Genomic DNA, 16,747 nt, shown 5'->3' on the forward strand with positions numbered 1-16,747 from the left:
TCGTTTCGTTTCCGGAACCTGCACCGCCTTCTACCGCAAATCCTTGAACCGCTCCGTCGCCTGGACCAGCGCAGCCCGGATGCCCGGCTCCATGGCGGAATGGCCGGCGTCGGGCACCACGCGGTAGTCGGCTTCCGGCCAGGCGCGGCGGAGTTCGTCGGCGGTGGAGATCGGGCAGACGACGTCGTAGCGGCCCTGGATGATCGCGCCCGGCAGGTGGCGGATGCGGTGGACGTCGCGCAGCAGCTTGTCTTCCGGCGTGAAGCGGTTGGACCGGAAGTAATGCGCCTCGATGCGGGCAAGGCCCAGCGCGTGGGTGTCCTCCGCGCTCGTCGCGATCAGCTCCGGCGAGGGCAACAGCGAGGAGCAGGAGCCCTCATACATGCTCCAGGTCCGGGCGGCGGCCATGCGGGTGACCGAATCGGGCGCGTCGAGCCGCTTCCAGTAGGCCTCCAGCAGGTCGCCGCGCTCCTCCGCCGGGATGTGCCCGACGAAGGACGCCCAGGCTTCCGGGAAGATCGTGCGCATCGAATAGAGGAACCAGTCGATCTCCGACTTCCGCATCAGGAAGATGCCGCGCAGGATCAGCCCCAGGCAGCGGTCCGGATGGGTCTGCGCGTAAGCCAGCGCCAGGGTCGAGCCCCAGGAGCCGCCGAACAGCAACCAGCGCTCGATCCCCAGATGCCGGCGCAGGCGCTCAGCGTCCTCCACCAGCAGTTCCGTGCTGTTGCGCCGAACCTCGCCGAGCGGGGTGGAGCGACCGGCCCCGCGCTGGTCCATGATGATGATCCGGTAATGGCCGGGATCGAAGAAACGCCGGTGCGTGGGCGACGCCCCCGCCCCCGGCCCGCCGTGCAGGAACAACACCGGCACGCCGCGCGGATTGCCCGACTGCTCCCAATACAGCGTGTGGATCTCGTCGACGGGAAAGAAACCGGTCTGGAACGGGTCGATGGGCGGAAAAAGCTCGCTGCGGGGCATGGGGCGGTCCTGTGAATCCAGCCGGTCCAGTGTAGGGCTCGCGCTTCCGTTCCGCCACTGGCACGCGCGACCTAAGACGATCGAACGCCGATGTTGGGGCTCAGTCCGCGTCCTCGTCCTCCGGATCATTGCCGGACACCGGCGGTTCGGTCTTCAGTGCGCCAGAAACGCGGGGAACGGGCGCGCGGCCGTCCTCCAGCCGCTCGATCTGCTCAGGATGCGTCGCCTCGATCATCGGACCGCTGCGCAGCCCTACCCAGCCGCGCACGCGGACGCGCCGCCCCTCGTAGGACAGCGGGTCGATGCCCGCCTGCGTGAAGGCACGCAGGGCACCGCGCCCGATGTGGACGGTGACGTCGGTGCGCCAGTCCTCGCCGAAGTCCAGGTAGGCCTCGCTGCCCGCCTTGGTGACGCGCAGCACCCGCCCCTCCAGGACCTGGAAGCTGTCGCGGTCGCGGGCCACCGCGTCCGGGTCGTCGGCCGCACGCACCCCATAGGCATGCGTGCGCCAGACGCCGAGGCCGGCGGTGCGGGCGGCGTCCTCCGCCGCCAGCATCTCGCGGGCCAGCGCGCGGCTGTCCGGCTGGGTGTGCACGCGGGCAAGGCCGCGGGCCAGCAGCGCCCCTTGCAGCCACAATCCGTCGTCCCTCTGCAACTGGGCCACAAGGCGCCCGTGCCGGTCGGTCCGCGCCTCCCCGCGCGGGCTCAGGTCGCGGCCCAGCGCAAGCTCCGCCAGCGCGGCGGTCGCCGCCTCGGCCAGCGGCCAGCGCGTGCCGGGCTGCGCGTTCGGGGGCGGCTTGGCGGCCTCGATGCCCGCCAGGCGCAGACGGCGGCCGTCCTCCAGCTCCAGCGTGTCGCCGTCGACCACCACGGCCGCGCGCAGCCGCTGTGCCGCGGCCTGAATGGGCGCGAGGGCCACCAGCAGCAACGCCAGGAGGACGGACGGAAGGGAGCGGGTCATGACGCGTCGGCGGATGGAACAACCCGGCCATGGCCGAGTTTGATTGGAGGACAGTCCCTACCGGTATGACGCGCCATGACGAACCAACGCAAGCCGACCGTCGCCGCCCCCCTGCGCCGAATCGCCGCCGCGCTTCTGGCCGTCCTGCTCGTCACGGGGTCCGGCGCGCCGCCCGCCCGCGCCCAGCTGCTGGGCAGCTCCAGCGAGGAGGCGCTGGGCGCGCAGGAACACCCGAAGGTCCTCGCCCAGTTCGGCGGGGCTTACCAGGACCAGCGGCTCCAGGCCTACATCGACCGGATCGGCAACCGGATGGCCGCGCAGACCGACCGCAAGGGCCCCTGGACCTTCACCGTGCTGGACAGCGACGTGGTGAACGCCTTCGCCTTGCCCGGCGGCTACGTCTACGTCACCCGCGGCCTGCTGGCGCTCGCCAAGGACGAGGCGGAGGTCGCCGGCGTTCTGGGGCACGAGATCGGCCACGTCATCGCCCACCACACGCGGGAACGGCAGACCGGCCAGACCATCGCCGGCCTGCTGGCGGCGGGCATCGGCTTCGTCCTGGGCAGCCCGGAGCTGGCGCAGCTGGCCAACGTCGGCGGGACCGCCTTACTGGCCAAATACTCGCGCGGCCAGGAGTCGGAGGCCGACCGGCTGGGCATCGATTTCCTGGTGCGCGCCGGCTACGACCCCTTCGCCATGGCGACCTTCCTGGAGACCATGCGCCGCGACAGCCAGTATGAGGGGCTGCGGGCGGGCAAGGGGGCGAGCGAAGGCGGGTTCGACTTCTTCGCCAGCCACCCGCAGACCGAAACCCGCGTGGAGGAGGCGGCGGCCATCGCCCGCAAGCTGCCCCAGGGCGGGGCGCGGCCCGTCGATCCCTACATGACCGCCATCGACGGCGTCATCTACGGCGACAGCCCGGAGAACGGCTTCGTCCGCGGCCGGACCTTCGCCCACCCCGCGCTCGGCATCGCCTTCGACGTGCCGCAGGGCTTCGGCCTGCTGAACGGGGCGGAGCAGGTGATCGCCAAGGGCCAGAACGGCGGTGCCATCCTGTTCGACGCCGCGGCCCCGCAGAGAGCGTCCGACCCGGCGCGCTACCTGACCGGCGAGTGGGCGCAGAACGCCCCGCTGCAAGGCGTACAGTCCTTCACGGTCAACGGCCTGCCGGCGGCGACGGCGGTGACGCGCGGGGAGACGGACAGCGGCAACGTGGACGTACGCCTGGTCGCCATCCGTGGAGACAACGGCGCCAACGGGGGCGTCATGTACCGCTTCACCATGCTGGCGCCGAGCGGCGCGCTCGGCCGCTTCGACCCGGTCTTCCAGCAGACGGCCAACAGCTTCCGCCGCCTCAGCCGGCAGGAAGCGGCGGCGCTGAAGCCCCGGCGCGTACGCGTGCTGACCGCGCGACCCGGCGACAGCGTGGAGGGGTACGTCCGGCAGATGCCGCAGGAGCCCTACGCCGAGGAGCTGTTCCGCATCATCAACGATTTGCCGCCTGGGGCACCGCTGCGGCCGGGCCAGCCGGTGAAGGTCATCGCTGGCTGACATCCTCCGGGCAGCACCGCCGTCGCATGGGGTGACCGTTGAGGGACGCGGCGTCATGACCGATTGCCGACGGCGGCGTGCGTCTGTACGTTCCGGGGGATGGACGATCACCCCGCACCGCCGCCGACGCCGAAGGCCAAGTTCCGGAAGGCGCGCCACAGCGCGCGCGCCGCCGCGCTGGGCCGCCAGCGCCTGCGCCTGCCCATCGCGGCGGTGCTGGTCGCCGGCTTCGGCTCGTTGATGCTGCTGGCGGTGGCCAGCGTTCTGGTCCTGGGGCTGGTCAGCGCCAGCCGGAACACCTTCGCCCTGCTGAACGACCGCGCCGACCTCGCCCTGTCCGGGGTGGAGGTGCGCGTCCGCAACCAGCTGAACCCGGCGCGGGACATGGCCCGTTTCGTAGCCGGATTGATGGAGCGCGGAGAGCTGGACCCCAGCGACACGCGCGCCCTCCAGGATACGTTGCGCGGCGCGCTGGCCGGCGCGCCCGACGTCACCGGCATCGCCTTCTTCCACCCCGACCGGACCGGCCTGCGCGCCGACCGGCTGGGCAGCGAGTTGCACATCGTGCGCGAGGATCTGCGCGGCGAGACGACGGCACCGCCGGAACTGGCCAACGGCGTCGACCGCACCACGGCCGTCTGGGCCGATCCGCTGTGGGCGAAGGAGGCGGGGACCAGCTTCGTCACGCTGTTCCAGCCGGTCCGCCGCAACGGGCGCTACCTGGGGCAGGTGGTGGTGGGCGTGTCGCTGGGCGACCTGTCGCGCTTTCTGGCGACGCTCTACGTCGAACAGGGGTTGAACGCCTTCGTGCTGTTCGACAAGCAGCATGTCCTGGCGCATCCTTCCCTGGCCGGAATGAAGTTCGACTTCTCGAACAAGACGGACGGCCCGCCCCTTCCGACGGTGGACGAGGTCGCTGACCCGGCGCTGTCCGCCCTCTGGGTGTCCGGAAAGCCGGTTCAGGCGCTGAAGAAGCGCATCGAGGGCCGCGTCGTCAGCGTGCTCGACGACGATTACTTCTTCCTGATGCGCAGTATGGCCGGCTATGGCCGGCAGGACTGGACGATCGGCATCAGCTTCCGCTCCAACGAGGTGGAGACGGAGATCCGCCGCCTTTACACCACGGGGCTGGCCGGGCTGGGCATCCTGCTGATCTCGGTGGCGGTGGCGCTGCTGGTGGGCCGGCGCATCAGCGCCCAGGTGGCCCGGCTGGCCGAGGCCGCCGACCAGGTGCGCAGCTTCGACTTCCGCAACATCCCGGAGCTTCCGGATTCCCGCCTGCGCGAGCTTGCCCGCGCCAACCGCGCCTTCAACGCCATGGTCGCCGGCCTGCGCTGGTTCGAGACCTACGTGCCCAAGGCGCTGGTCCTGCGGCTGATGCACCAGCGCGGCGCCCAGGCCGGCTTCAATTCCGAGGAGCGCGAGGTGACGGTGATGTTCACCGACATCCGCGGCTTCTCCCGCATGGCGGAGCATATGGGGGCCGCCGACACCGCCGCCCTGCTGAACGAGCATTTTACCCAGCTCGCCACCTGCATCGAGGCGGAGGGCGGCACGGTGGACAAGTTCATCGGCGATTCGATCATGGCCTTCTGGGGTGCGCCGGAGGAACAGCCGGACCACGCCGCCCGCGCGCTGCGCGCCGCCCACGCCATCGCCCGCACCGTCCACGCCGACAACCGCCGGCGCGAAAAGGCCGGGCTGCCGCCGATCCGGGTGCGCATCGGCCTGCATTCCGGCTCGGTCGTCGTCGGCAACATCGGCTCGGAAAGCCGGATCAACTACACAATCGTCGGGGATACGGTGAACGTCGCCGCCCGCATCGAGGAACTGGCCTCCAGCCTCCAGGGCGACAGCGAGGTCATTGTGCTGGCAAGTGCAGCGACCGCCTTCCACGGCGACGGCGCCGCCCCACTGGACTGCGTCGGCGGCCAACCGTTGCGTGGCCGGAACGGCACCACGGAAGTCTGGCGCGTGTCCCTGGACGCAGACGTTGCGGATGCGGAACAACCCCTTGTCCCCTCTCCCCTCTGGGGCGCGTAGCCGACGGCCGCAGGCCGATTGGGCGCCGAAGGCGGCCAAAGGCGAAGCGGGGGCGCGAGACTTGCGAGCGCCCAGGTTAGGGTGAGGGGGCGCCCGTAGGGCGTCAAACCACTGCAATGAGCGTGGTTTTCCGGCCTTGCGGCCGCCCCCTCATCCTAACCTTCTCCCCAGGGGGGAGAAGGGATTTTGAAGCTCTCACGCATCGGCCAGAAGGTCGTCGAAGCCTTCGACGCGCTTCAGCATCGACTGCCGCAGCTTCAGCAGCGCCCGGTGCTCCAGCTGGCGAACGCGTTCCTTGCTGACGCCCAGCTCGCGGCCCAGTTCCTCCAGGGTGGCGCCCTCCTCGCGCAGGCGGCGTTCCTGGATGATGGTGCGTTCGCGCGGGCTGAGTTCGCCCAGCGCTTCCGACAGCCACTGCGACCGGGTGCGGCTGTCCCGCATGCCGATCACCACCTCCTCCGGCGAGGGCCGCTGGTCGGCGAGAAAGTCCTGCCAGTCCTCGTCGGACCCGTCGGCGACCGGCGAGTTCAGCGACTGGTCGGAGGCGGACAGCCGCATCTCCATCGACTCGACCTCGGTGACGTCGACCTGGAGTTCGCCGGCGATCCACTCCCGGCCTTCCTTGGTCAGCCCGCCGCCGCTGCCGCCGCTGCCATTTCCCTGGTTGATGCTTTCGATCTTCGCCCGCAGGCGCCGCAGGTTGAAGAACAGCGACTTCTGCGCGGCCGTCGTGCCGGTGCGCACGATCGACCAGTTGCGCAGGATGTAGTCCTGCATGGCCGAGCGGATCCACCAGGCCGCGTAGGTGGAGAATCGCACCTCGCGGTCCGGCTCGAAGCGGCTGGCGGCCTGCATCAGCCCGACATTGCCTTCCTGGACGAGATCGCCCATGGGAAGGCCGTAGTTCCGGAAACGGGCTGCCGTGGCCACCACCAGCCGCGTGTAGGCCCTGACCAGCTCATGCAGCGCCCGCTCATCACCCGCCTCACGCCATTTCCGGGCGAGGTCGAATTCGTGGTCACGAGTCAGCAGAGGCTCGCGCATGGAGGCCTTGATGAAACTCAGGTTCGCGCGCTGAGTCTCGGGATCGTCGATATACGCCATACGTCCCTTCCTTCCCGTCTGGGCGGCCTTTGTCCTTGGTCCGGACTCCTTGAGGGGACGTTCAACCTTGATTGACCCCTGGGTCCGATGGTCCGTCGGTTCTTCACGGGATGCCGACGGTTGGGACAACAGCCGTTACCTCGCCCCGTTACATGATCATACGCACAATGGGGGGCGTCGGATCAGCCCTACCAAATGGTTAAGTGGGCTATCGATCCGTGTAGGGACGTACGGCAGATGGAAAAAGGGGAGATGGCGTCAAACCTGGAACAGGTCCAGGATCTCACCCGAAGGAGACAGACAGCCGCAAACGAGGTGCCCCCCGAAGCCGCAGCCGCCGTCGAGCGTCGCGACGAAATCGGTTACGGAAACGCCGCGGCCGGCCGGGTCAAAGCCCCGCACCACCCGCGAAAAGCCGCCGTAAGGCACTGACATCTGGGCGAAATTCGCCGATCCCCACCAGAAGGCGTCCCCCTGGTGGGTGAGCGGCCGGCGCACGTCCACGCCGGCGCTGACCAGCAGCACGCCGCCCTCCCCCCGGTCGGGGTCTCGCGCGGGGTCGAGGCAGTAGGCGGCGCGCCGCAGCGCGTTGAACACATTTTCGTGACCGGGCCGCTGCTGCATGGCTTGGCGCAGCCCCTGGGTCCAGCGGCCCAGCATCATGGTGCCGCCGCGCGCCGCCGCCATGCCCTGCTCCACCGTACCGCCATAGGCGGCCAGCGTGGTGCCGGCGCCGTGCTTGGTCATCCAGTCCAGCACCTGCTGCGGATCGGGCGCGAACTGCAGCTGCAGCAGCTTCTGCCACATCTCCTCCTGCGCGCCGCGCAGGTAGACGATGTCGTCGGCCTCCATGCCGCGCCAGCTCAGCAGCCAGATGCGGAAGGCCAGCAGGGCGTCGATCGTTTCCAGGATGCGCTCGCCCCAGCCGATCATGTTGCCGAGGTAGACGAGCCGGTCGCCGGGCTGGAACCGCGAGGCCACCACCTCGTGCACCGCGTAGAGGTGGTCCAGCTGCGCGTGGACGGAGCCGATGGCCCAGATGCGGCGCGGCTGGCGAAGATCGACGAATTTCTGCGGTTCAGACATGCCGGCGCACGCTCATCCTATCCCTCGGCCCGATCCGGGCATCCCTGCTCAGGTCGGCAGGGCGGGAGTTTAGGCGGCGCGCACCCGCGAAGAAAGCCGAAAACATAAGACAAAGGCGCGGCCAAAAGGCCGCGCCTCCAAAGACATAGGACCCCAGGGGACCCCGTGGAACGCTCAGGCGGCCTTCTTGAGGACCAGCTCCAGACGCTCCGTCGCCTTCATCTCGTCGATCTTCTCGACGGCGGCCAGCTCGCGGGCCAGACGCTCCAGGGCGGCCTGATAGATCTGGCGCTCGCTGTAGGACTGGTCGGACTGGTCGGCGCCGCGGTACAGGTCGCGCACGACCTCCGCAATGGAGACCGGGTCGCCGGAGTTGATCTTGGCCTCATACTCCTGGGCGCGGCGGCTCCACATCGTGCGGCGGACGCGCGAACGGCCCTGCAGCGTCTCCAAGGCAACCTTGATGCGGTCCTTCGTGCTCAGGCGGCGCAGCCCGGCGGCCTTGGCCTTGCCGACCGGAACCTTGAGCGTCATGCGCTCTTTCTCGAACGTGATCGCGTAGAGCTGAACCTCCATACCCGCAATGCTGTGGGTCTCGATGCCTTCGACCCGACCGACGCCATGGGCCGGGTAGACGACGAAGTCACCGGCCTCGAAGTCAAGCTTGTTCGACATTTGGTTTGGCTCTCACTTCTCGCGATCGCGCCATTTTCCCGCCCCTTTGGAGGGGGCGAAAAAGGCCCTGAGACAACGAAGCCACCGTGGGGATGGGATCCTCCACGCCGCGATTGTTGTCCTGAGCCTCTTTTCAATGGGAAAACCGGCAATGACGCCTGGGCCGGCTCCGGGGCCGTATTATAGCGATGTTACGGTCGAGTTACAAAGGGTACGCGCGGGCAGCCGTCCGGATTCTTTTGCTGCCCGCCGATAGCCGATCTGTCGATTTTGCATGGCGGCGAAATCGGCGCACCCGCCGATTCGCCCCCGACTCAGTTGCCGGTGCCCGGCTTCGCGGAGAAATACTTGTCGAACTTGCCGTCTTCATCCTTGAAAGAGTCGGCGTCCGGCAGGGCGTCCTTCTTGCGGGTCAGGTTCGGCCACTGGGCGGCGTAATCGCGATTCAGCTCCATCCACTTCTCGGCCTTGCCGTCGGTGTCCGGCACGATCGCCTCGGCCGGGCACTCCGGCTCGCACACGCCGCAATCGATGCATTCGTCGGGGTGGATGACCAGCATGTTCTCACCCTCGTAGAAGCAATCCACGGGGCAGACCTCGACGCAGTCGGTGTACTTGCACTTGATGCAGCCGTCCGTCACGACGTAGGGCATGATTCGTTCTCCGCTGTTCTCGCCAGTTCCGGCGGTGTTCTCGCGCCGGGTTCCGAGTCGCTTCGATCAACGTTCCCACAAAATATTTTGGCGAAATATTCCGGTGAAACGTTCCCGCGCCGACGTCGTAGGGTTGATACCGGGAGCCCGCGTTTGCGCGCGGGGCCTCCAACAAACCTCAGCCCGACCGCGGCGTTTGCCTAGCACGCCGCCTAAGACGGGATCAACCCCGCCGCATGTGTGGGCGCTTGCGCCGCAGAGGGCGGCAGCGCCGGCAGGGCCGACGGACCGTCCTCGACCGCTGCCAGGAAGGCGCGTAGCGCCTCCGTCTCCGGCGTGTCCGCGCGGCGCACGAAGCGGGTCGGCATGCGCGCGATCTCCGGCGGCAGGGGGCGGGCGGTGAACATGCCGCGCCAGGGCTCCCGCTCCACCACCGCGCGCGGCAGCACGGCGACGCCCATGCCCGCCCCGACGCAGCCGAGGATCGCCTCCAGCGAGCCGAACTCCAGGACGCGGCAGGGCACGTGCCCGGCCTCGCGCATCGCCGTCTCCGCCCGCGCGCGGTAGGCGCAGCCGCGCCGGAAGGCCAGCAGGGTGGTGCGCCCCGCGTCCGCGGTGATGCCGGACGCGGATTCGACCAGCACCAACTCCTCCTCGAAGGCCGGCTGGCTGACCAGCTCCGGATGCTCCACGGCGCCGGCGACGAAGGCGCCGTCGACGCGCCCGGCCAGAACCTCGGCCACCATCACCTCCGACGGGCCGGGCACGATGGTCAGCTCGACCTCCGGGTGGTCGGCGTGGAAGCGGGCGAGGATCGGCGGCAGGCGCACCGCGGCGGTCGTCTCCATGGTGCCGACGGCGAGCCGCCCGCCCCGGCCGGCCGCGTCGGCCACCGCGTCGCGGGCCTGGGCAACCAGCCGCAGCACGCGGTCGGCGTAGTCGGCGAGCACGCGGCCGGCCGGCGTCGGGGCCATGCCGCGGCTGAGGCGCCGGAACAGGTCGACGCCCAGATCCTCCTCCAGCCGCTTCAGCCGCGCGGTCACGTTGGACTGGACGCAGTTGAGCGATTCCGCCGCCCGGCTGACGCTGCCCGTCTCGGCCACCGCTTTCACCACACGCAAACCCGCGAGATCCATGACACCGCTCCCCGGAGCCGTTCCCATCACTTCCAGTGAACCATAGCATCGAAACAATTCATTGGAAATGAAGCCGCCCGCGCGGGAGGATGGCGCCAGGAGCATGCTCCTCAAGTAAACAGATGCGGAGGAGACGTGTCATGGTCCGGGTGTTGATCGGGGGTGTCGTGGCGCTGGCGCTGGCGATGGGGGTCGGGCGCTTCGCCTTCACGCCGATCCTGCCCGCGATGCAGGCGGCGACCGGGCTGGGCGCCGACGGGGCCGGGCTGCTCGCCTCGCTCAACTACCTGGGCTATTTCGTCGGCGCGCTGGGCGCCGGGCTGGTGCCGCACGGAGCCGTGCGCACCGCGGTCTTCCGCACCGCGCTGATCGCCAGCGTCACCTCGACCGCCGGCATGGGCTTCACCGACGGCATGGCGGTGTGGGGCGTCCTGCGCTTCGTGTCGGGGCTGGCCAGCGCCGGCATCTTCATCCTGGGCATCGCCATGGTGCTGGACGCGTTGGCGCGTGCGGGGCGCGAGGCCTGGAACGGTTGGCTCTACACCGGCGTCGGGCTGGGCATCGCGGCGAGCGGCCTGTTTGTCGCCCTGATGGGCGGCCGGCTGGGCTGGCGCGGCGACTGGCTGTGGCTGGGGCTGATCTGCACCGGCGCCGGCGCCCTGTCCTGGCTGTGGGTCACCGAACCGCCGCCCGTTCCCGCGTCCGCCACCCCCGCTCCGGGCAAGACGACGGGAGGGGCGTCCCTGCGGTCGGCCCCGCTGGTGCTGCTGACGCTGGCCTATTTCCTGGAGGGGGCGGGCTACATCATCACCGGCACCTTCCTGGTCGCCATCCTGAAGACGATGCCGGAGACGGCGCGGCTGGGCGAGGCCGCCTGGATGGTGACCGGGCTGGCGGCCATCCCCTCCGGCCTGATCTGGGCGGCGGCCGGGCGGCGGCTGGGGCTGTGGCGGGCGCTGATCCTCGCGCACGTCGTGCAGGCGGCGGGCATCCTGCTGCCGATGACCGGCCAGCCGGCGGCGGCGGTCGTCTCCGCCGCGCTCTACGGCGGCACCTTCATCGGCATCGTCACGCTGTCCTTCACGCTGGGCCGCCAGTTGTCGGGCGGGGCGTCGGTCCGCGTGATCGGCGCGCTGACCGCCGTCTACGGGTTGGGCCAGATCATCGGGCCGCTGCCGGCCGGCGTGATCGTGGCGCGCACCGGCAGCTTCGATTCGGCTCTGCTCGGCGCTGCGGCGGCGGTGCTGGTGGGGGCGCTGCTTCTGCTCGCCGGCTCCTGGGCCGCCCGCCGCCCCGCGCCGGAGGTTGCCGTTCGCGCCGGGCCGGCGTAGCCTCTCCGCCATGTTCGACCCGCTCAACCCCCGAAATCCCCCGGATGACGCCCGCAAGCACGCCCCCGCGACGGAGCGCAACCGCGGCCCGATCCTGGAGGTGCTGCGCCGCGTCCTGCCGCCGCAGGGCCTGGTGCTGGAGGTGGCGAGCGGCACCGGCCAGCACGCGGTCGCCTTCGCCCAGGCGCTGCCCGGCCTGATCTGGCAGCCGAGCGACCCGGACCCCGACCTGCGCGCCAGCACCCGCGCCTGGGCCGTGTCGGTCGGCGTGCCCAACCTGCGCGACCCGCTGGACCTCAACGCCGCCGCGGCGGATTGGCCGATCGACCGGGCCGACGCCGTCGTCTGCATCAACATGATCCACATCGCGCCCTGGACGGCCGCGCTGGGCCTGTTCGCCGGGGCGGCACGCCTGCTGCCGGCGGGGGCGCCGCTGCTGCTCTACGGTCCCTTCCGGCGCGACGGCGGCCACACCGCCCCCAGCAACGCGGAGTTCGACGCCAGTTTGAAGGCCCGCAACCCCGCCTGGGGCGTGCGCGACCTGGGCGAGGTGGGGCGCGCCGCCACCGGCTTCACCTTGTCGGAGGTGGTGGAGATGCCCGCCAACAACTTGACCGTCCTGCTGCGCCGCCGCTGAACGGAGCGTCAAACCCGGCACCACCTTCGCCGGTGCGGTGTTCCGCCGCAGTTTCAGGCGCTGAGCATTTGCTATTGTTTCCCCACAAGCCTTCAGTTCGCAAACTTATTACAATTCGGGGGAAACGATGAAGCGGAAGCTGGTTCCTGACGTGGTGAAGTCGCAGGAACTCATCCTGGTGTCGGAAGACACCTCGGTCCTGACCGTCTCCAAGCTGATGGCGGAGAAGAACATCGGCGCCGTTCTGGTGGTCAACCACGGCGACCTCGTCGGCATCGTGACGGAGCGCGACCTGAACAACAAGGTGCTCTCCACGCAGATCGACGCGTTCGAGACCGAAGTGTCGGCGGTCATGACCCGCAATCCGGACACGCTGCCGCCCGACGCGGACGCCAGCGAGGCGCTGGCCCTGATGCATTCCAAGCATTACCGCCACCTGCCGGTCACCCAGGGCAAGCGCGCGGTCGGCATCGTCTCCATCCGCGACCTGTTCAAGCTCGCCTACGAGCACATGACCGCCGAGTCGTAAACCGGCCCTTCAATGAGAAAAGGCCGCCCCGGACGGGGCGGCCTTTTTCTTTTTCAGTGCGCCGCTTCCCGCCGCCGCTTGCGCCGGGAGGTCGCCAGCAGGTTCAGCGCCTCGACCAGCGCGGAGAAGGCGATGGCGAAGTACAGGTAGCCCTTGGGGATGTGGAAGCCCAGCCCGTCGGCGACCAGCGCGATGCCGACCAGCAGCAGGAAGGACAGGGCCAGCATCTTCACCGTGGCGTGACGGTTGACGAAGTCGCCGACCGGGCCGGAGGCGAACAGCATCACCGCCATGGCGATGACCACCGCGGCGATCATCACCGGCAGGTGGTTGGACATGCCGACCGCGGTGATCACGCTGTCCAGCGAGAAGACGATGTCCAGGAACATGATCTGAACGACCACGCCGGAGAAGCTGGCCACCTTCGGGGCGGAGCCTTCGTCCTCGTGCCCTTCCACCGTGTGGTGGATCTCCATGGTGCCCTTGGCCAGCAGGAACAGGCCGCCGCCGATCAGGATCAGGTCGCGGCCGGAGAAATCCATGCCCAGCAGGCTGACCAGCGGCTGGGTCAGCGTCGCCACCCAGGCGATGGAGGCCAGCAGCAACAGCCGCGTGATCAGCGCCAGCGCCAGACCCACCTGCCGCGCCTGCTTCTGCTGGTGGACGGGCAGCTTCGCCGCCATGATCGAAATGAAAATGATGTTGTCGATGCCCAGCACGATCTCCAACGCGGTCAGCGTCAGAAGGCTGGCCCAGACTTGCGGGTCGGCGAATAGGTCGAGCATTGAGAAAAGGGGCTCCGGCTGCTGCAAACACGGCGGTGCCCGCGCAGATGTGGTCGCGGTCCCTGAAACTCAATGGCCGAGGCTTCGCTTTTTTCTGAATTGCCGCGGATTAATCCTCGCTGTGCAAACGATCCATCGCGCGCCGGTCCCGCTTGGTCGGCCGGCCGGTACCGGGATCACGTTCGCCCTGGTCGCGGGGCGGCGGGTCGCGGTAGGGGTCCTGGATGGCCTCCTCCCGCACCGGTGGGGCGAGATCCTCGTACAGGGTACGCGCCTCCTCCGCCGGGCCGCGGCGGCTGCCCAGCGCGACAATCTTGATGACGCGGATGTGCCGCCCCTGCGGAAAGGTCAGCACGTCGCCCGGCTTCACCGCGTAATGCGCCTTGCTGACGAGCGTGCCCGACACGCGGACCGTGCCGCCATTGCACAGCTTGGCGGCAAGGCTGCGCGTCTTGAAGAAGCGCGCGAACCACAGCCACTTGTCGATCCGCAGCCGCCCGGCTCCGGGATCCGGCTGGCCGTCGTTGGGGCCGTCGTCGAGGTCGTCGAGGTCGCTCATGCGGTGCCCCCACCCTCCCGCTGGGCGGGGGAGGGCCTGTTTGCGAAGCCAGCGGCAGTTCCCTCCCCCGCCCAGCGGGGGAGGGTTAGGGTGGGGGTAATAACGTATCCGTTCATCCAATTCCCGAAAGCTGGCGCAGCTTGGCGAAGGGGTGGTCGGTGTTGACGGGCTTTTCCGGGCGGGGCCTGGGGCGATGGTTGCGCCGCCGCTTCCACGCGACCGTCCCATCCTCCGCCACGGAGCGCGTGTAGCCAAGCCCCTTCAGCACGGCGCCGAGATCCTCCGGCTTCACCCCGATCATCTGGCCGAGCGCGGCCTCCGTCACGACGGCGCCCTCCTTGGCGCCCTTCAGCAGCTCCGTCTCCAGCCGGTCGAGCATGTCCACGCGCAGCGCGCGTGGGCCGGCCGCGGGGTAGCCGATGGCCTCCCAGAAGGCGGGCGGCGCGCCGGCGGCCTCCACGGAGACGCGGCCGGGCGGCGGGATCGGCACCGGCAGTGGCAGCTTGTGCTTCACCGCCCACAGCAGCCCGCGCAGTTCCACCGCCCCCGGCTTGGCCAGCGCGGTCAGATACAAATGCGACACGCCGAGCCGCACCCCGTGCTTGGCCAGCGCCTTGCGGTCGGCCCTCTCCAGCCCCTCCACCAGCGGCGCGACGGGCGCGCGCGGCAGGGCGCCCATGTTCTCCACCAACTGAAAGGCCAGCCCGCGCGCCGTCCCGGTCAGATCAGCGGCGTCCCGCAAGGCGAGCAGCGGCTTCAGCTTCGCGGCGATGCGGTCCTTCAGCCAGCGCTCCAGCCGGGCGCGCACGCGGTCGAGCTGCCCCTGGTCCAGCAGTCCCTCGTCGAAGGGCAGCACCAGCGGGCTCAGCACCGACGGGCCGGGGCCGAGCTTCGCCACCGGCAGCCCATCGGCGGTCAGCACCCCGTCCATGCCCAGCGCGAAGACGTCGTCCGGCTCCTGTTCAAAGGCGCGCAGGCGCGACGCCACCTCCTCGCGCAGCGCGCGGCGGGCGGCGCTCATCAGGTTGCGCGCCTCCTCCGACCGTTCCGGCGCGTCGGGGACGAAGCGAAAGCCTTCCAAGCGCCCCACCGGGTGGCCCTCCACCACCACCTCCCCGTCGGCGCGCACGCCGCCCATCAGCTCCCGCCCGTCCTTCAGCGTGCGGGCCAGCGTGGCGGAGCGGCGGTCGATGAAGCGTTGCGTCAACCGCTCGTGCAGGGCGTCGGACAGCTTGTCCTCAATGGCGCGGGTCTGCCCCTGCCAGTGGACGGGGTCCTTCAGCCAGGCCGGCCGGTTGGAGATGTAGGTCCAGGTGCGGATGTGGGCGATGCGCGCCACCAGCGCGTCGATGTCCCCCTCCGTCCGGTCGAGCCGGGCGATCTGCTTCGCCACCCAGTCCTCGTCCAGCCGCCCGAAGCCGGTGCGCAGGTAGCGGAAGATCTGCCCCAGCAGCCGGGTGTGGGCGTCCGACAGCACCTTGCGGAAGTCAGGGACCTGACAGACCTCCCACAGCAGGCGCACGTTGTCGCGGCCCTTGGCGAGGTCCATGATCTCGTGGTCGCGCACCAGCGCCTGAAGCGCCAGATGGTCGTCGGCGTCGCGGGCGCGGATCAGCTCCGGGATCGGCGGACGCTCCTCCAGCGATTTCAGCAGGAAGCCCGGCGTGTCGAAGCGCAGCTTGCTGTTGCGCCACATCAGCGTCTTGATCGTCTCGAACTCGTGGTTCTCGACGCGGTCGACGACGTCGGCCTCCAGCTCCCCCACCTCGTCGGTGGTGCCGAATGTGCCGTCGCGCATGTGGCGGCCGGCGCGGCCGGCGATCTGCGCCACCTCCGGCGCGCGCAGGCGGCGCGGGGCGAAGCCGTCGAACTTCACGATGCGGGCGAAGGCCACATGGTCCACGTCCATGTTCAGGCCCATGCCGATGGCGTCGGTCGCCACCAGATAGTCCACCTCCCCCGCCTGGTAGAGCCCGACCTGGGCGTTGCGGGTGCGCGGGGACAGCGCGCCCAGCACCACCGCCGTGCCGCCACGCTGGCGCCGGATCAGCTCCGCCAGCGCGTAGACGTCGGTCGCCGAGAAGGCCACGACGCAGGAACGCGGCGGCAGCCGCGTCAGCTTCTTGTAGCCGGCGTAGGTCAGCTGGGAAAAGCGCGGCCGGCTGATGAAGTCCGCCTTCGGCACCAGCCGGCGGATCAGCGGCTGCACGGTGTCGGAGCCCAGGAACATGGTCTCCACCAGCCCGCGCGCGTTCAGCAGCCGGTCGGTGAAGATGTGCCCGCGCTCCGGGTCGGCGCAGAGCTGGACCTCGTCCACCGCCAGGAAATCCACCGCCCGGTCGAGCGGCATGGATTCCACCGTGCACACCCAATAGGACGGGTTGGGCGGCAGAATCTTCTCCTCGCCGGTGACCAGCGCCACGGCGTTCTTGCCCTTGATGGACACGATGCGGTCGTAGTTCTCGCGCGCCAGCAGGCGCAGCGGGAAGCCGATCATCCCCGTCCGGTGGCCGAGCATGCGCTCGATGGCGAGATAGGTTTTCCCGGTGTTGGTCGGCCCCAGCACGGCGACCACCCGGCCCCCGACACCCAGACCGCCCCCGGAATAATCAGGGACAGAGGTCATGGGGTAAGTTTTGGGCCTGGGGACCGCCAATGCAAGCGTAAGGGTGGCCGTCTCAAAGGTGGGGGCCCATCGCCGCCATCCCATCAGCGC

General features: G+C 69.7%; 15 protein-coding genes. 5 read left to right on the forward strand and 10 right to left on the reverse strand.

Annotation, left to right across the window (positions count from 1 at the left end; genetic code table 11):
- Positions 1 to 30 precede the first annotated feature (30 nt).
- A complete protein-coding gene (gene pip, locus M2351_RS14455) occupies positions 31 to 981 on the reverse strand; it encodes a prolyl aminopeptidase (RefSeq protein ID WP_264656736.1) in 951 nt (316 codons plus the stop codon).
- A gap of 100 nt (positions 982 to 1,081) precedes the next feature.
- Complete coding sequence (locus tag M2351_RS14460) at positions 1,082 to 1,942, reverse strand: thermonuclease family protein (RefSeq protein ID WP_264656737.1); 861 nt, start codon at positions 1,940 to 1,942, stop codon at positions 1,082 to 1,084.
- A gap of 75 nt (positions 1,943 to 2,017) precedes the next feature.
- Here M2351_RS14460 and M2351_RS14465 point away from each other — a divergent pair, with 75 nt between their 5' ends.
- A complete protein-coding gene (locus M2351_RS14465; RefSeq protein WP_264656738.1) occupies positions 2,018 to 3,493 on the forward strand; it encodes a M48 family metalloprotease in 1,476 nt (491 codons plus the stop codon).
- 99 nt (positions 3,494 to 3,592) lie between these two features.
- Positions 3,593 to 5,536, forward strand: coding sequence for an adenylate/guanylate cyclase domain-containing protein (locus M2351_RS14470; protein ID WP_264656739.1), 1,944 nt, complete (start codon positions 3,593 to 3,595; stop codon positions 5,534 to 5,536).
- A gap of 195 nt (positions 5,537 to 5,731) precedes the next feature.
- On the opposite strand, the gene M2351_RS14475 is transcribed toward M2351_RS14470, so the two are convergent.
- From M2351_RS14475 to M2351_RS14495, 5 genes are all read right to left on the reverse strand, one after another.
- On the reverse strand, positions 5,732 to 6,640 hold the full coding sequence (locus tag M2351_RS14475; protein WP_264656740.1) for an RNA polymerase factor sigma-32: 909 nt from the start codon (positions 6,638 to 6,640) through the stop codon (positions 5,732 to 5,734).
- A gap of 258 nt (positions 6,641 to 6,898) precedes the next feature.
- Positions 6,899 to 7,726, reverse strand: coding sequence for a hypothetical protein (locus M2351_RS14480; protein ID WP_264656741.1), 828 nt, complete (start codon positions 7,724 to 7,726; stop codon positions 6,899 to 6,901).
- 174 nt (positions 7,727 to 7,900) lie between these two features.
- Positions 7,901 to 8,401, reverse strand: a complete 501-nt coding sequence (locus M2351_RS14485; protein ID WP_264656742.1) for a CarD family transcriptional regulator — start codon at positions 8,399 to 8,401, stop codon at positions 7,901 to 7,903.
- Positions 8,402 to 8,715: 314 nt separating this feature from the next.
- Entirely contained in the window at positions 8,716 to 9,054 is a 339-nt protein-coding gene (gene fdxA / locus M2351_RS14490; RefSeq protein ID WP_264656743.1) for a ferredoxin FdxA, read from the reverse strand.
- Between the two features lie 212 nt (positions 9,055 to 9,266).
- On the reverse strand, positions 9,267 to 10,190 hold the full coding sequence (locus M2351_RS14495; protein ID WP_264656744.1) for a LysR family transcriptional regulator: 924 nt from the start codon (positions 10,188 to 10,190) through the stop codon (positions 9,267 to 9,269).
- Between the two features lie 140 nt (positions 10,191 to 10,330).
- Here M2351_RS14495 and M2351_RS14500 point away from each other — a divergent pair, with 140 nt between their 5' ends.
- The 3 genes from M2351_RS14500 to M2351_RS14510 all read left to right on the forward strand — a co-directional run bounded on the left by M2351_RS14500 (position 10,331) and on the right by M2351_RS14510 (position 12,687).
- Positions 10,331 to 11,521 carry a YbfB/YjiJ family MFS transporter gene (locus M2351_RS14500; RefSeq protein ID WP_264656745.1) on the forward strand — a complete coding sequence of 397 codons (1,191 nt, stop codon included), beginning with the start codon at positions 10,331 to 10,333 and terminating at the stop codon, positions 11,519 to 11,521.
- Between the two features lie 10 nt (positions 11,522 to 11,531).
- The gene (locus tag M2351_RS14505) at positions 11,532 to 12,158 is read left to right on the forward strand and encodes a class I SAM-dependent methyltransferase (protein ID WP_264656746.1); all 627 of its coding nucleotides are present in this window, start codon (positions 11,532 to 11,534) and stop codon (positions 12,156 to 12,158) included.
- 127 nt (positions 12,159 to 12,285) lie between these two features.
- On the forward strand, positions 12,286 to 12,687 hold the full coding sequence (locus M2351_RS14510) for a CBS domain-containing protein (RefSeq protein ID WP_264656747.1): 402 nt from the start codon (positions 12,286 to 12,288) through the stop codon (positions 12,685 to 12,687).
- Positions 12,688 to 12,740: 53 nt separating this feature from the next.
- Here the strand turns inward: M2351_RS14510 and M2351_RS14515 are convergent, their stop codons facing one another.
- From M2351_RS14515 to M2351_RS14525, 3 genes are all read right to left on the reverse strand, one after another.
- A complete protein-coding gene (locus M2351_RS14515; RefSeq protein ID WP_264656748.1) occupies positions 12,741 to 13,472 on the reverse strand; it encodes a TerC family protein in 732 nt (243 codons plus the stop codon).
- A gap of 109 nt (positions 13,473 to 13,581) precedes the next feature.
- Positions 13,582 to 14,031, reverse strand: a complete 450-nt coding sequence (locus M2351_RS14520) for an RNA-binding S4 domain-containing protein (RefSeq protein ID WP_264656749.1) — start codon at positions 14,029 to 14,031, stop codon at positions 13,582 to 13,584.
- A gap of 112 nt (positions 14,032 to 14,143) precedes the next feature.
- Complete coding sequence (locus tag M2351_RS14525) at positions 14,144 to 16,657, reverse strand: helicase-related protein (protein WP_264656750.1); 2,514 nt, start codon at positions 16,655 to 16,657, stop codon at positions 14,144 to 14,146.
- Positions 16,658 to 16,747: the final 90 nt, after the last annotated feature.

It is taken from the genome of Azospirillum canadense (assembly GCF_025961225.1).
Taxonomy (GTDB): Bacteria; Pseudomonadota; Alphaproteobacteria; order Azospirillales; family Azospirillaceae; genus Azospirillum; species Azospirillum canadense.

What these genes read in the sequence shown, in the direction of transcription:
- pip (WP_264656736.1), bottom strand. Translation starts at nt 981, where the DNA reads ATGCCCCGCAGCGAGCTTTTTCCGCCCATCGACCCGTTCCAGACCGGT.
- M2351_RS14460 (WP_264656737.1), bottom strand. Translation starts at nt 1,942, where the DNA reads ATGACCCGCTCCCTTCCGTCCGTCCTCCTGGCGTTGCTGCTGGTGGCC.
- M2351_RS14465 (WP_264656738.1), top strand. Translation starts at nt 2,018, where the DNA reads ATGACGAACCAACGCAAGCCGACCGTCGCCGCCCCCCTGCGCCGAATC.
- M2351_RS14470 (WP_264656739.1), top strand. Translation starts at nt 3,593, where the DNA reads ATGGACGATCACCCCGCACCGCCGCCGACGCCGAAGGCCAAGTTCCGG.
- M2351_RS14475 (WP_264656740.1), bottom strand. Translation starts at nt 6,640, where the DNA reads ATGGCGTATATCGACGATCCCGAGACTCAGCGCGCGAACCTGAGTTTC.
- M2351_RS14480 (WP_264656741.1), bottom strand. Translation starts at nt 7,726, where the DNA reads ATGTCTGAACCGCAGAAATTCGTCGATCTTCGCCAGCCGCGCCGCATC.
- M2351_RS14485 (WP_264656742.1), bottom strand. Translation starts at nt 8,401, where the DNA reads ATGTCGAACAAGCTTGACTTCGAGGCCGGTGACTTCGTCGTCTACCCG.
- fdxA (WP_264656743.1), bottom strand. Translation starts at nt 9,054, where the DNA reads ATGCCCTACGTCGTGACGGACGGCTGCATCAAGTGCAAGTACACCGAC.
- M2351_RS14495 (WP_264656744.1), bottom strand. Translation starts at nt 10,190, where the DNA reads ATGGATCTCGCGGGTTTGCGTGTGGTGAAAGCGGTGGCCGAGACGGGC.
- M2351_RS14500 (WP_264656745.1), top strand. Translation starts at nt 10,331, where the DNA reads ATGGTCCGGGTGTTGATCGGGGGTGTCGTGGCGCTGGCGCTGGCGATG.
- M2351_RS14505 (WP_264656746.1), top strand. Translation starts at nt 11,532, where the DNA reads ATGTTCGACCCGCTCAACCCCCGAAATCCCCCGGATGACGCCCGCAAG.
- M2351_RS14510 (WP_264656747.1), top strand. Translation starts at nt 12,286, where the DNA reads ATGAAGCGGAAGCTGGTTCCTGACGTGGTGAAGTCGCAGGAACTCATC.
- M2351_RS14515 (WP_264656748.1), bottom strand. Translation starts at nt 13,472, where the DNA reads ATGCTCGACCTATTCGCCGACCCGCAAGTCTGGGCCAGCCTTCTGACG.
- M2351_RS14520 (WP_264656749.1), bottom strand. Translation starts at nt 14,031, where the DNA reads ATGAGCGACCTCGACGACCTCGACGACGGCCCCAACGACGGCCAGCCG.
- M2351_RS14525 (WP_264656750.1), bottom strand. Translation starts at nt 16,657, where the DNA reads ATGACCTCTGTCCCTGATTATTCCGGGGGCGGTCTGGGTGTCGGGGGC.